The 12856-nt window shown below is 67.6% G+C and carries 11 protein-coding genes and 1 riboswitch; of the genes, 6 read left to right on the forward strand and 5 right to left on the reverse strand.

Annotation, left to right across the window (positions count from 1 at the left end; genetic code table 11):
* The first annotated feature begins 16 nt into the window (after positions 1 to 16).
* Positions 17 to 1363, forward strand: coding sequence for an aspartate aminotransferase family protein (locus H7J89_RS14965; RefSeq protein ID WP_264044461.1), 1347 nt, complete (start codon positions 17 to 19; stop codon positions 1361 to 1363).
* Here the strand turns inward: H7J89_RS14965 and H7J89_RS14970 are convergent.
* Positions 1360 to 1683 (reverse strand): hypothetical protein, encoded by a 324-nt coding sequence (locus tag H7J89_RS14970; protein WP_264044462.1) that lies wholly within the window; start codon positions 1681 to 1683, stop codon positions 1360 to 1362. The genes H7J89_RS14965 and H7J89_RS14970 overlap by 4 nt on opposite strands.
* A gap of 129 nt (positions 1684 to 1812) precedes the next feature.
* On the opposite strand from H7J89_RS14970, the gene dacB1 reads away from it, so the two are divergent.
* From dacB1 to nagA, 4 genes are read left to right on the forward strand one after another with little or no spacing between them, the layout of a single operon-like run.
* The gene (gene dacB1, locus H7J89_RS14975) at positions 1813 to 3075 is read left to right on the forward strand and encodes a D-alanyl-D-alanine carboxypeptidase DacB1 (RefSeq protein WP_264044463.1); all 1263 of its coding nucleotides are present in this window, start codon (positions 1813 to 1815) and stop codon (positions 3073 to 3075) included.
* 32 nt (positions 3076 to 3107) lie between these two features.
* The gene (locus H7J89_RS14980) at positions 3108 to 3452 is read left to right on the forward strand and encodes a PH domain-containing protein (protein WP_264044464.1); all 345 of its coding nucleotides are present in this window, start codon (positions 3108 to 3110) and stop codon (positions 3450 to 3452) included.
* Positions 3453 to 3511: 59 nt separating this feature from the next.
* The gene (locus H7J89_RS14985) at positions 3512 to 4849 is read left to right on the forward strand and encodes a sugar porter family MFS transporter (RefSeq protein ID WP_264044465.1); all 1338 of its coding nucleotides are present in this window, start codon (positions 3512 to 3514) and stop codon (positions 4847 to 4849) included.
* Positions 4843 to 5964 carry an N-acetylglucosamine-6-phosphate deacetylase gene (gene nagA, locus H7J89_RS14990; RefSeq protein ID WP_264044466.1) on the forward strand — a complete coding sequence of 374 codons (1122 nt, stop codon included), beginning with the start codon at positions 4843 to 4845 and terminating at the stop codon, positions 5962 to 5964. The genes H7J89_RS14985 and nagA overlap by 7 nt, the downstream gene beginning before the upstream one ends.
* Here the strand turns inward: nagA and yhjD are convergent.
* Together yhjD and trpS are read right to left on the reverse strand one after the other, a co-directional pair.
* Entirely contained in the window at positions 5961 to 6989 is a 1029-nt protein-coding gene (gene yhjD / locus H7J89_RS14995; protein ID WP_264044467.1) for an inner membrane protein YhjD, read from the reverse strand. The two genes, nagA and yhjD, sit on opposite strands and share 4 nt — an antisense overlap.
* Positions 6990 to 6996: 7 nt before the next feature.
* Positions 6997 to 8016: a tryptophan--tRNA ligase gene (trpS, locus tag H7J89_RS15000; protein WP_264044468.1), complete on the reverse strand. Its 1020-nt coding sequence runs from the start codon at positions 8014 to 8016 to the stop codon at positions 6997 to 6999.
* Positions 8017 to 8155: 139 nt separating this feature from the next.
* Here trpS and ephH point away from each other — a divergent pair, with 139 nt between their 5' ends.
* Complete coding sequence (ephH, locus tag H7J89_RS15005) at positions 8156 to 9025, forward strand: epoxide hydrolase EphH (protein WP_264044469.1); 870 nt, start codon at positions 8156 to 8158, stop codon at positions 9023 to 9025.
* On the opposite strand, the gene H7J89_RS15010 is transcribed toward ephH, so the two are convergent.
* Both H7J89_RS15010 and H7J89_RS15015 read right to left on the reverse strand, forming a co-directional pair.
* Positions 9018 to 10247 carry an NADP-dependent isocitrate dehydrogenase gene (locus H7J89_RS15010; protein ID WP_264044470.1) on the reverse strand — a complete coding sequence of 410 codons (1230 nt, stop codon included), beginning with the start codon at positions 10245 to 10247 and terminating at the stop codon, positions 9018 to 9020. The two genes, ephH and H7J89_RS15010, sit on opposite strands and share 8 nt — an antisense overlap.
* A gap of 34 nt (positions 10248 to 10281) precedes the next feature.
* Positions 10282 to 12519: an NADP-dependent isocitrate dehydrogenase gene (locus H7J89_RS15015; RefSeq protein ID WP_264044471.1), complete on the reverse strand. Its 2238-nt coding sequence runs from the start codon at positions 12517 to 12519 to the stop codon at positions 10282 to 10284.
* Positions 12520 to 12666: 147 nt separating this feature from the next.
* Positions 12667 to 12783, forward strand: a riboswitch (SAM riboswitch).
* Positions 12784 to 12856 lie beyond the last annotated feature (73 nt).

Genomic DNA, 12856 nt, shown 5'->3' on the forward strand with positions numbered 1-12856 from the left:
TAGTCTCGCAGACACCATGACAGAACACCTGTGGCTGCACTTCGCCCGGCACGGCTCCGGCATCACGCCGCCGGTCATCGTCCGCGGTGACGGCGTGACCATCTTCGACGACCGCGGCAAGAGCTACCTCGACGCGCTGTCCGGGCTGTTCACCGTGCAGGTCGGCCACGGCCGCACCGAACTCGCCGAGGTCGCCGCGCGGCAGGCGAGCACGCTCGCGTATTTCCCGCTGTGGGGTTACGCCCACCCGACCGCGGTCGAGCTCGCCGAGCGCCTGGCGCGCTACGCTCCGGGCGACCTGAACCGAGTGTTCTTCACCACCGGCGGCACCGAGGCCGTCGAGACCGCGTGGAAGCTGGCCAAGCAGTACTTCAAGCTGACCGGCAAACCCGGTAAGCACAAGGTGATTTCGCGGTCGATCGCCTACCACGGCACCACCCAGGGCGCCCTCGCGATCACCGGCCTGCCGTCATACAAGGCGCCGTTCGAACCGGTGACGCCCGGCGGATTCCGGGTGCCCAACACGAACTTCTATCGGGCGCCCGACCCGTTCGCCAACGACCCCAAGGCATTTGGGCGATGGGCCGCCGACCGGATCGCCGAGGCGATCGAGTTCGAGGGCCCGGCGACCGTCGCCGCGGTGTTCCTGGAACCGGTGCAGAACGCGGGCGGCGCCATCCCCCCTCCCCCGGGCTATTTCGAACGGGTGCGGCAGATCTGCGATGAGTACGACGTGCTGCTGGTCTCCGACGAGGTGATCTGCGCGTTCGGCCGGATCGGGTCGATGTTCGCCTGCTCATCGGAGATCGGAGACTTCGGCTACGTGCCCGACATGATCACCTGCGCCAAGGGGTTGACGTCGGGCTACTCGCCGCTGGGCGCGATGATCGCCAGCGAGCGACTGTTCGAGCCGTTCAACGACGGAACCACCGTCTTTCCGCACGGCTATACCTTTGGCGGACATCCGGTTTCGACGGCCGTGGGCCTGGCCAACCTAGACATCTTCGAGCGCGAGGTCCTCAACGACCGCGTCAAGCAGAACGCGTCCGCGTTCCGCGCCACCCTGGAGCGGCTCTACGACCTGCCCATCGTCGGCGACGTGCGCGGCGAGGGCTACTTCTACGGCATCGAGCTGGTCAAGGACAAGGCGACCAAGGAAACGTTCAGCGCGCAGGAGTGCGAACGGGTGCTGCACGGCTATGTGTCGCCGGCGCTCTTCGAAGCGGGCCTGTATTGCCGCGCCGACGACCGTGGCGATCCCGTCGTTCAGGTGGCCCCGCCGCTGATCAGCGGCCAGGCCGAGTTCGACACCATCGAATCGGTACTGCGCGGCGTGCTCGCGGAGGCGTCCAACAAGATTTAGCGGCGCTTCACCGCGTCGGCCGCAACCAGCACCTCCCGGGAATGCGCCGCCGTCGGGTTGGTCACCATCCGAGTCACCGCGTTGCAGAGCCAGGTGAGCGCCTCCCGCAGGCCGGCGTCGGAGGTGGCGTCACGATGCTGCTGCAGTTCGGTCAGCACGCCTTCCAGGCCGGAGCGGCGGACCTGCGTGGACTTCTCGACTTCCTTGATCAGCTGTTGCAACGACCGCGGAGCGTCGCGGTTCCGCCGCAACCGGGACCAGAGACGATCGGTGTGAATGGCGGGCCCTCGGATCTCGGCGGGAAGATTCGTTGCTGTCACGCTGACGGCATGCCCAGCGTAGTGGCTCGGCGGCGTTCTCGCGCGGCCCCGGCTCTCGCAACTTCCGTATCACCAGTCACAGCGCGGCTCCCTCGAATCGGGCCCACAATCGCCTAGTCTGCACAAGCAATGAACTTCCTACGCCCCGCATCGTGCCTGGCAGCGGCCGCTTTCCTGATCGCCGCCCCGGTGCCGCTGGCCGCGCCCGCGGCCTTACCCGCCGCCCATGCCGAGCCCGGCGCCGCCGGACCCAACGCCGCACCCGCGAACTGCCCCTTCAAGGTGAACACCCCACCCGCGGTGGATTCGTCGGAAGTTCCCCAGGCCGGCGACCCGCCGATCCCGCTGGCGGTGCCCGCCAAGCCGGTCGGCGGCGAGGCGCTGGCCGGCTGCGGCATCGTCGCCGCCCCCGATACGCCGGCGCTGCCCACCGACGTCTCCGCCGACGCGTGGCTGGTGGCGGACCTGGACAGCGGCGCGGTGATCGCGGCCAAGGACCCGCACGGCCGGCACCGCCCCGCCAGCATCATCAAGGTGCTGGTCGCGATGGCCGCCATCAATGCGCTCAACCTGAACAAGGCGGTACCCGGCACCGCCGACGACGCGGCCGCCGAGGGCACCAAGGTCGGCGTCGAAGAAGGCGGGGTGTTCACCGTCAACCAGCTGCTGCACGGCCTGCTGATGCACTCCGGCAACGACGCCGCGCACGCGCTCGCCATGCAGCTCGGCGGCATGCAGCAAGCGGTGGAGAAGATCAATGTGCTGGCCGCCAAGCTCGGCGGCAAGGACACCCGGGTGGCGACACCGTCCGGGCTGGACGGGCCCGGCATGAGCACGTCGGCCTACGACGTTGGCCTGTTTTACCGCTACGCCTGGCAGAACCCGACTTTCGCCGACATCGTCGCGACGCGGACGTTCGACTTCCCCGGCCACGGCGACCATCCCGGCTACGAACTGGAAAACGACAACCAGCTGCTCTACAAGTACCCGGGCGCCCTGGGCGGCAAGACCGGTTACACCGACGACGCCGGCCAGACGTTCGTGGGCGCGGCCAACCACAACGGGCGCCGCCTGATGGCCGTGCTGCTGCACGGGACGCGGCAGCCCATCGCCCCGTGGGAGCAGGCGGCGCACCTGCTGGACTACGGTTTCAGCACACCGCAGGGCACCCAGGTCGGCAACCTGATCGAGCCCGACCCCTCGCTGGCGCCCGCCAAACGCGACAGCGCGGCCGACCGGCAGGGCAATGGCGCGCAGGCCGCGGGGCTCATCCCGTCGGCGGATGCGCTGCCGGTCCGGGTGGGCGTCGCCGTCATCGGGACCATCATCGTGTTTAGCTTGATCCTGGTCGCGCGGTCCATGAACCGCAGGCCGCAGCATCAGCACCGTTGACCGTAGAAGTTTGCTGTGGCACCGTCTTGCGGATGAGCGAAGCCTTGTATGAGGACTCCGGCCTCCGGCTCGACGAGGACGGAATCACGATCCGGCGCTACTACTTCCCATTGGCCAGCCCGAAGCGGATCCCGTACAGCGAGATCCAGGGCGTCAAAACCGAGCAGATGACCTGGAGCAGCGGCAAGGGCCGGATCTGGGGAGCGGGCGACCCGCGCTACTGGTTCCCGCTGGACGTCCACCGGGCCCGCAAGCAGACGCTCCTGGTGCTCCACCTCGGGCGCCGGGTGCGGCCATGCATCAGCCCCGACGACCCCGAGCGGGTCATCGAGTTGCTGCGCGATCGGCTGCGGACCGGTAAGGCCCGTAGCGATTAGCTGAAAGCGCCGACGGTGAGTGCGTCGATCAGGGCGGCCGCAACACTAAACTCACCCAGATGACCACCGCCCGGCGCGGCCTACTGGTCGCGTCGACCGCCGCGAGCGTGGGCCTCATCTACGGCTACGACCTGTCCATCATCGCCGGCGCGCAGCTCTACGTCACCGAGGACTTCGGGTTGTCCACCCGGCAACAGGAACTGCTGACGTCCATGGTGGTGATCGGCCAGATCGCCGGGGCGCTCGGCGCGGGCGTGCTGGCCAACGCGATCGGGCGCAAGAAGTCGGTGGTGCTGCTGCTGGTCGCCTACGCGGCGTTCGCCCTGCTGGGCGCGCTGTCGGTTTCCCTGCCGATGCTGTTGACGGCCCGGCTCCTGCTGGGCCTGACGCTGGGCGTGGCGGTGGTGGTCGTGCCGGTCTACGTCGCGGAATCGGCCCCGACGGCAGTGCGCGGGTCGCTGCTGACCGCCTATCAGCTGGCCATCGTCAGCGGGCTGATCGTCGGCTACCTGACCGGATATCTACTGGCCGGGACCCACAGCTGGCGCTGGATGCTGGGGCTGGCCACGGTGCCCGCGATGTTGTTGCTGCCGTTGCTGATTCGCGCGCCCGACACGGCCCGGTGGTACGTGCTGAAGGGCCGGCCCGACGAGGCCCGCCGGGCGCTGCTGCGCGTCGAGCCCGACGCCCGGGTCGACGAGGAACTCGCCGAGATCGGCCGCGCGCTGAGCGAGGGCAGCAGCGGCGGCTGGTCCGAGATGCTGCGCCCGCCGTATGCGCGGGCCACCGCCTTCGTGATCACGCTCGGCTTCCTGATCCAGATCACCGGCATCAACGCGATCATCTATTACAGCCCACGGATATTCCAAGCGATGGGCTTCGCGGGCAACTTCGCGCTGCTGGCGCTGCCGGCCCTGGTCCAGGTCGCCGGGTTGGCCGCCGTGGGCGCATCGCTGCTGCTCGTCGACCGGGTGGGCCGGCGGCCAATCCTGTTGTCCGGCATCGCCATGATGATCGCCGCCGACGTCGTGCTGATGGGCGTGTTCGGCCGGGGCATCGGCGGCGCGGCGCTCGGCTTCGCCGGCATACTGCTGTTCATCATCGGCTACACCATGGGGTTCGGGTCCCTGGGCTGGGTGTACGCCAGCGAGAGCTTCCCGTCCCGGTTGCGGTCGATCGGGTCGAGCACGATGCTCACCTCCAACCTGGTGGCCAACGCGATCATCGCCGCCGTGTTCCTCACCATGCTGCATTCCCTCGGTGGCGCAGGCACTTTCGCGGTGTTCGCCGCCCTGGCGGTAGTCGCGTTCGTCGTCGTCTACCGGTTTGCGCCCGAGACCAAGGGACGCCAGCTGGAGGAAATCCGGCACTTCTGGGAGAACGGCGGCCGATGGTAGTGATCGCCGCCGGCACCATGGTGCTCGACGGGCAGGTCCGCCGGCCGGGCTGGCTGGAAACGGACGGCGGGCGAATCGCGGCCTGTGGCGCGGGCGCCCCGCCCCGCCCGGCCGGCACGGACTTCCCCGACGGCACCGTGGTGCCCGGGTTCATCGACATGCACGTGCACGGCGGCGGCGGCGCCTCCTACACCGACCGCGGCGGCATCACCGGGGCGGCCGAATTCCATCTGCGGCACGGCACCACGACGACGCTCGCCAGCCTGGTGACCGCCTCGCCCGCGGAGTTGCTCGCCGGCGTGCGCGCGCTCGCCGAGGCCGCCCGGCACGGCACCGTCGCCGGCATTCACCTGGAGGGGCCGTGGCTCTCCCGGGCCCGCTGCGGGGCGCACGACCCGGCCCAGCTGCGCGACCCGGACCCGGCCGAGATCGACGCCGTACTCGACGCCGGCGGCGGCGCGATCCGGATGGTCACCCTGGCGCCCGAGCTGCCCGGGGCCGACGACGCGATCCGGCGCTTTCTCGGCGCTGGAGTGGTTGTGGCGGTGGGGCATACGGACGCCACCTATGAGCAGACCGAACACGCCATCGCACTCGGCGCCACGGTCGGCACCCACCTGTGCAACGCGATGCCGCCGCTGCACCACCGCGAGCCCGGGCCCGTGCTCGCCCTGCTGCGCCACCCGGGAGTCACCGTCGAACTGATCGCCGACGGCGTGCACGTGCACCCGGCCGTCGTGCGCGCGGTGACCGGGGCGGCCGGGCCCGAGCGGGTCGCCGTTGTCACCGACGCCATCGCCGCGGCCGGCCAGGGCGACGGGGCGTTCCGCCTCGGCGCGGTTGCCGTCGACGTGGTCTCCGGCGTGGCGCGGGTTGCCGGGACGTCGACGATCGCGGGCAGCACCGCGACCATGGATCGGCTGTTTCGCGCCGTGCATGCCGATGCGGGACTGGCCGTCGCGGCGCAGACGACCTCGGCGACGCCGGCGCACGCGCTCGGCCTGGAGCGGGTGGGCAGCCTGCGCGCCGGCTATGAAGCCAATCTTGTTGTGCTGGATCGGGATCTGCGGGTCAGCGCGGTCATGGTTCGCGGCGACTGGCGGGTGGGCGGCTAGCGCAGCCGCCGGGTGACGCGCGACAGGGCCAGTGCCCCAACGGCTCCCATCGCCATCGCGGTCAGCGTCTTCCGCGTGCTGATCCCCTCGTCCAGCTGCACGCGCGGGGCGATGATCGCCGGCGCGGGCGGTGCGACGTGGCGGGTGCGCGGGTGATCGGATGCCGTCGCCGCCCACGCCGTGCAGAACAGCACGAGATACGAGGTGATGTAGGCGAACACCATCAGACCCAGCACCGGGCCGAACGTGGCGCCCGCGGGGCTGCGCAACACCACCCGCAGATAGATGGAACCCACCTGCTTGAACGCTTCGAACCCGACCGCCGCCATCAGCGCGCCGCGCGCCGAGTCGGCCAGGCTGACCTTCTCGCGCGGCAGCCGGGCGATCATCCAGGTGAACAACATCCAGGAGATGGCCGTCGAGATCACGATCGACAACAGCCAAAAGAGCCAGTCCAATACCGAAAGCTGCGGAACTCCAAGCCATTTCAACAGGGCGGCTAGAGGTGCGTCATGGCCCACGGTGGTCAGGCCGACGGTGGCGATGATCACCGCGAACGTTCCCAGCATGGCCAACAGATCGGAAAGCTTGTTGCGCACGAAGCCCGGCGACTCGATGCGCTCGTCCCACCACATCTCCGTCACCGCCTGGCGCAGATGCGAAATCCAGCCCAGACCCGCCCAGACCGCGGTGGCCAGGCCGATGACACCCACCGACGCCCGCGCGGCGATCGCCGAGTTCATCAAGTCGAGCAGCTGATCGCCCAGCGCGCCGGTCACCTGGGACCGGATGTGGTCGTCGATCGTCTTCAGCAGCTCGGGCCGCCGGACCAGGATGAACCCGAAGGCCGCGAAACCGACCATCAGCAAAGGGAATAGCGCGAAGATCGTGTAGTAGGTGAGGCCGGCCGCGAAGAACCCGCCGTTGCGGTCGTCGAAGCGCTGGTAGGCGCGCAGGACGTGGTCCAGCCAGCCGTACCGGGCCCGCAGCCGGTCGAGGGCACCTGCCTTGGCCGGCTCGCTCATGGTGAACTCATCCTCCTTGCGGAAGGAAACCTAACCGATCGTAGACCCGCCGAACGGTTTCGCCGGCCACATCCTCGGCCCGGTGGGCCCCGGCCGCCAAGATCCCCTCCAATTCGGCTGGGTCAGCCAGCAATTCGTCGACGCGGGCCTTGATCGGGCTGACGAACTCGACGACCGCCTCGGCGGTCTCCTTCTTCAGGTCGCCGTAACCCCGTCCGGCGTAACCCTCCACAAGCTTGTCGATGCCGACGCCGGTGACCGCGGACTGGATGGTCAGCAGGTTGGACACGCCCGGCTTGGCATCGGTGTCGAAGCGGATCTCGCGCTCGCTGTCGGTGACCGCCGAGCGAATCTTCTTCGCGGACGCGGCGGGATCGTCGAGCAGGTTGATCAAGCCGGCGTCGGTGGCCGCCGACTTGCTCATCTTCGACGTCGGGTCCTGCAGGTCGTAGATCTTGGCGGTGGCCTTGGGGATCAGCAGGTCGGGAACCACGAACGTGTCGGGGAACCGGCTGTTGAACCGCTGCGCCACGTCGCGCGCCAGCTCGAGATGCTGGCGCTGGTCCTCGCCCACCGGCACCAGCTCGGCGTCGTAGGCCAGGACGTCGGCCGCCTGCAACACCGGATAGGTGAACAGGCCCACGGTGGTGGAGTCGCCGCCCTGGCGGGCCGATTTGTCTTTGAACTGCGTCATCCGCGAGGCCTGCCCGAAGCCGGTGAAGCAGCCCAGCACCCAGGCCAGCTGGGAGTGCGCGGGCACGTGGCTCTGCACGAAGATCGTGCTGCGGGCGGGGTCGATGCCCAGCGCCAGGTATTGGGCGGCCGTGGCCAGGGTCCGGCGGCGCAGCGCGTCGGGATCCTGCGGGATCGTGATGGCGTGCAGGTCGACCACGCAGAAGAAGGGCTCGTGATCGTCCTGCAGCGCGACCCACTGGGTGATGGCGCCCAAGGCGTTCCCCAGGTGAAGCGAATCGGAGGTGGGCTGCACGCCGGAGAAAATCCGGCGGGATCCGGTAGCGGTGCTCATGATGCACCGATCTTTTCACGCGGCCCGCTTCGGCCCAGCGCCCGGCCAGCCGGGCCCCCGCCTTCCAGAGTGCGGCCAGCCGGGCGCTCGCGCTGTGCTCGCTTGCGGTACCGGCGGTACCGCCTTTAGTGTCGGCGGTATGGGGAGCAAGAGGACGAACAGCAACACGGGGACGCGGCCGCCGATCCACCTCGGTTCGGGACAGCCGGTTCTATTGCTGCACCCGTTCCTGCTGTCCCAGGCGGTCTGGGAGGATGTCGCCCGGCGGTTGGCCGACACCGGGCGGTATGAGGTTTTCGCCCCGACGATGGCCGGCCACAATGGCGGGCCGCCGGCGGGGACCTGGTTCCTGTCCTCGGCGGTGCTGGCCGACCACGTGGAGCACCAGATGGACGAGCTGGGCTGGGACACCGCCCACATCGTCGGCAACTCGCTGGGCGGCTGGGTCGCGTTCGAGCTCGAGCGGCGCGGGCGGGCGCGCAGCGTCATGGGCATCGCCCCGGCCGGCGGGTGGACGCGCTGGAGCCCGGCCAAGTTCGAGGTGATCGCCAAGTTCATCCTGGGCATTCCGCTGCTGGTGCTGGCCTGGCTGTTCGGCCCGAAGGTGATGCGCCTGCCGTTCAGCCGCCAGCTGGCCACCTACGCGATCAGCGCAACGCCGGAGGGGGTCAGCGACTCGCAACTGCTCGGCTGCATCGACGACGTCGCCCACTGCCCGGCCTACTTCCAGCTGCTGGTCAAGTCGCTGCTGCTGCACGGCCTGCAGGAGCTGGCCGACAACGCCGTCCCGGCGCACCTGGTGATCTGCGAGAAGGACCGGATCGTGCCCGCACCCAGGTTCAGCCGGCATTTCACCACCCATTTGCCCGACGACCACCAGGTCACCGAGCTCGACGGCGTGGGGCACATTCCGATGTTCGAGGCGCCGGAGCGCGTGGCCGAACTGATCACCGAGTTCCTCGACGAGTGCACCACCGCAAGCCGGGGCGCCAACCCGTCGGCTAGTTAGCCAGCTTCTTTTCCAGGTTCTCGGCGATCGAGTTGAGGAACTCCTCGCTCTGCTGCCATTCCTGGTCGGGGCCGATGAGGATGGCCAGGTCCTTGGTCATCTTCCCGCTCTCCACCGTCTCGACCACCACGTTTTCCAGCGTCTGGGCGAACTCGATCACCTCCGGGGTGTGGTCGAGCTTGCCGCGGTGCTGCAGCCCACGCGTCCAGGCGAAGATCGAGGCGATCGGGTTCGTCGACGTCGGCTTGCCGGCCTGGTACTGCCGGAAGTGCCGGGTGACGGTGCCGTGGGCGGCCTCGGCCTCGACCGTCTTGCCGTCGGCGGTCATTAGCACCGACGTCATCAGCCCCAACGATCCGTAGCCCTGCGCGACCAGGTCGGACTGGACGTCGCCGTCGTAGTTCTTGCAGGCCCACACGTAGCCGCCCTCCCACTTGAGGCACGCGGCCACCATGTCGTCGATCAGCCGGTGCTCGTAGGTCAGCCCCTCGGCCTCGAACTTGTCCTTGAACTCCTCGTCGTAGATGCGCTGGAACTCGTCCTTGAACATGCCGTCGTAGGCCTTGAGGATGGTGTTCTTGGTGGACAGGTACACCGGCCACTTGGCGTTCAGGCCGTAGGCCAGCGAGGCGCGCGCGAAATCCCGGACGGATTCCTTGAAGTTGTACATCCCCATCACGACACCGCCGTCTTCGGGGATAGACACCACCTCGTGCACCATCGGCTTGCCGCCGTCCGACGGTGTGAACGTGATCGAGACGGTGCCCGGCTTGTCGACCTTGAAGTTCGTCGCCCGGTACTGGTCGCCGAACGCGTGGCGGCCGATGACGATCGGCTTGGTCCAGCCGGGCACCAGGCGCGGCACGTTGGAGATCACGATCGGCTCGCGGAAGATGGTGCCGCCCAAGATGTTGCGGATCGTGCCGTTGGGTGACAGCCACATCTTCTTCAGGTTGAATTCGGAGACGCGGGCCTCGTCGGGGGTGATGGTGGCGCACTTGACGCCCACCCCATGCCTCTTGATGGCGTACGCGGCGTCGATCGTCACCTGGTCGTTGGTGCGGTCGCGGTTTTCGATGCCCAGGTCGTAGTAGTCCAGGTGGATGTCGAGATGCGGCAGGATCAGCAGGTCCTTGATGAACTTCCAGATGACGCGGGTCATCTCGTCACCGTCGAGCTCGACGATGGGCCCCTTGACTTTGATCTTGTGTTCGCCTGACATCTCGAGCCCGACTTTCTCTTTGCGGCCCTTAACCCTACGAGCCTTGCGAAGCGGCTAGCGCCTCATTGAACGTCTTGCTCGGCCGCATCACCGCAGTCGTCTTCTCGCTGTCCGGGTAGTAGTAGCCACCGATGTCGACCGACTCGCCCTGCGCCTCGGCGAGCTCGGCCACGATGGTGTCCTCGTTGTCGCCCAACGACTTGGCCAGCGCGGCGAAATGCTCGCGCAGCTCTTCGTCGTCGGATTGCGCAAGTTCTTGGGCCCAGTACAGCGCCAAATAGAACTGGCTGCCGCGGTTGTCGAGTTCGCCGGCCTTGCGCGACGGGCTCTTGTTGTTCTCCAGCAGCTTGCCGATCGCCGCGTCCAGCGTCTTGCTCAGTATCTTGGCGCGCCCGTTGTCGGTCTTGATCCCGATGTCTTCGAAACACGCTCCGAGAGCGAGGAATTCACCGAGGGAATCCCAGCGCAGATGATTCTCCTCGAGCAGTTGGTGGACGTGCTTGGGCGCCGAACCGCCCGCTCCCGTTTCGTACATTCCGCCGCCGGCCATCAACGGCACGATGGACAGCATCTTGGCGCTGGTGCCCAGCTCCAGAATCGGGAACAGGTCGGTGAGGTAATCGCGCAGAATGTTTCCGGTCGCGGCGATGGTGTCCTGCCCGCGCATCGCGCGCTCCAGCGTGTACCTCATCGCCCACACCTGCGGCATGATCTGGATCTCCAGGCCCTCGGTGTCGTGCTCCTTGAGGTATTCCTTGACCTTCTTGCGCAGCTCGACCTCGTGCGGCCGTTCGGTGTCAAGCCAGAACACCACCGTCATGCCCGAGTTCCGCGCCCGGTTGACGGCCAGCTTGACCCAGTCGCGAATCGCTTCGTCGGTGACGATGGGCATCCGCCAGATGTCCCCGGCCTCGACGTTCTGGGTGAGCAGGACTTCCCCGGTGTCGAGGTCGACGATGTCGGCGACACCGTCCTCGGGAACTTCGAACGTCTTGTCGTGCGAGCCGTACTCCTCGGCCTGCTGCGCCATCAGGCCGACGTTGGGCACGGTGCCCATCGTCGTCGGATCGAACTGTCCGTGGGTCTTACAGAAGTTGATGATCTCCTGGTAGATGCGGGAGAAGGTCGACTCCGGGTTGACGGCCTTGGTGTCCTTCTGCCGCCCGTCGGCGCCCCACATCTTGCCGCCCGCGCGGATCATCGCCGGCATCGACGCGTCCACGATCACGTCGCTGGGCGAATGGAAGTTGGTGATGCCCTTGGCCGAATCGACCATCGCCAGCTCCGGGCGGTGCTCATGGCAGGCGTGCAGGTCGCGGATGATCTCCTCGTGCAGTGACGCGGGCAGCGACTCGATCTTGTTGTACAGATCGACCAACCCGTTGTTGACGTCGACCCCGAGCTCGTCGAAGAGCTCCTGATGCTTGGCGAAGGCGTCCTTGTAGAAGACCTTGACGGCGTGGCCGAAGACGATGGGGTGCGAGACCTTCATCATCGTCGCCTTGACGTGCAGCGAGAACATCACGCCGGTCTCGTAGGCGTCCTGCATCTGTTCTTCGTAGAACTCGACGAGGGCCTTCTTGCTCATGAACATGCTGTCGATGACGTCGCCTTCGCGCAGCTCGACCTTGGGCTTGAGCTCGAGGGTCTTCCCGCCCTTGGTCTGCAGCACCATCTTCACGTTGCGCGCGCGGTCCAGCGTCATCGACTTCTCACCGTGGTAGAAGTCGCCGTGCCGCATGGTCGCGACATGGGTGCGCGACGCGGGCGACCACTCCCCCATGCTGTGCGGATGCCTGCGCGCGTACTCCTTGACGGCCTTCGGCGCGCGCCGGTCCGAGTTGCCTTCCCGCAGAACCGGGTTGACCGCGCTGCCCAGACATTTGCCGTAGCGGGCGCGGATTTCCCTCTCCTCGTCGGTCTTCGGACTCTGCGGGAAGTCCGGAATCTTGAAGCCTTTGCCCTGCAGCTCCTTGACGGCGGCGATCAGCTGGGGCACCGAGGCGCTGATGTTCGGCAGCTTGATGATGTTGGTGTCGGCGAGCTTGGTCAGCTTGCCCAGCTCCCCCAGGTTGTCCGGAACCCGCTGCTCTTCGGTCAGGTGTTCTCCGAACTCGGCGAGGATCCGGGCGGCAACGGAGATATCGCTGGTCTTGATCTGGATGCCCGCCGGCTCCGCGAAGGCGCGCACGATCGGGAGGAACGCGTAGGTCGCCAGCAACGGCGCCTCGTCGGTCAGTGTGTAGATGACGGTCGGCTGTTCGGCGCTCACGGTCCCTCTCCCGGCGTGGCAAATCTTCGAATATCGGTCAGATCTCTGGGGGGCTCAGCGTTCTTCCTGCCACGTTATCAAGGGTGTTTGGCCAGGTGTCGACCCGCCATTGGCACGAAGTCGGCACAGTAAGCTAATCTTCGTATTGGTCATGAGTGCCAGCATCAAGCCCCGGCTTGCTGGCCGGCAACCCTCCAACCGCGGTGGGGTGCCCCGGGTGATGACCAGGTCTAGTAGCCACAGGCTGCGCGGCAAGCGCGGGTCCGCCATAACGGACCCCTGACTAGAGGGGAAGACGTGATGTGCACATATCCAGCTCCTTCGGATCGGCCCATGT

It is taken from the genome of Mycobacterium paraffinicum (assembly GCF_025822865.1).
Taxonomy (GTDB): Bacteria; Actinomycetota; Actinomycetes; order Mycobacteriales; family Mycobacteriaceae; genus Mycobacterium; species Mycobacterium paraffinicum.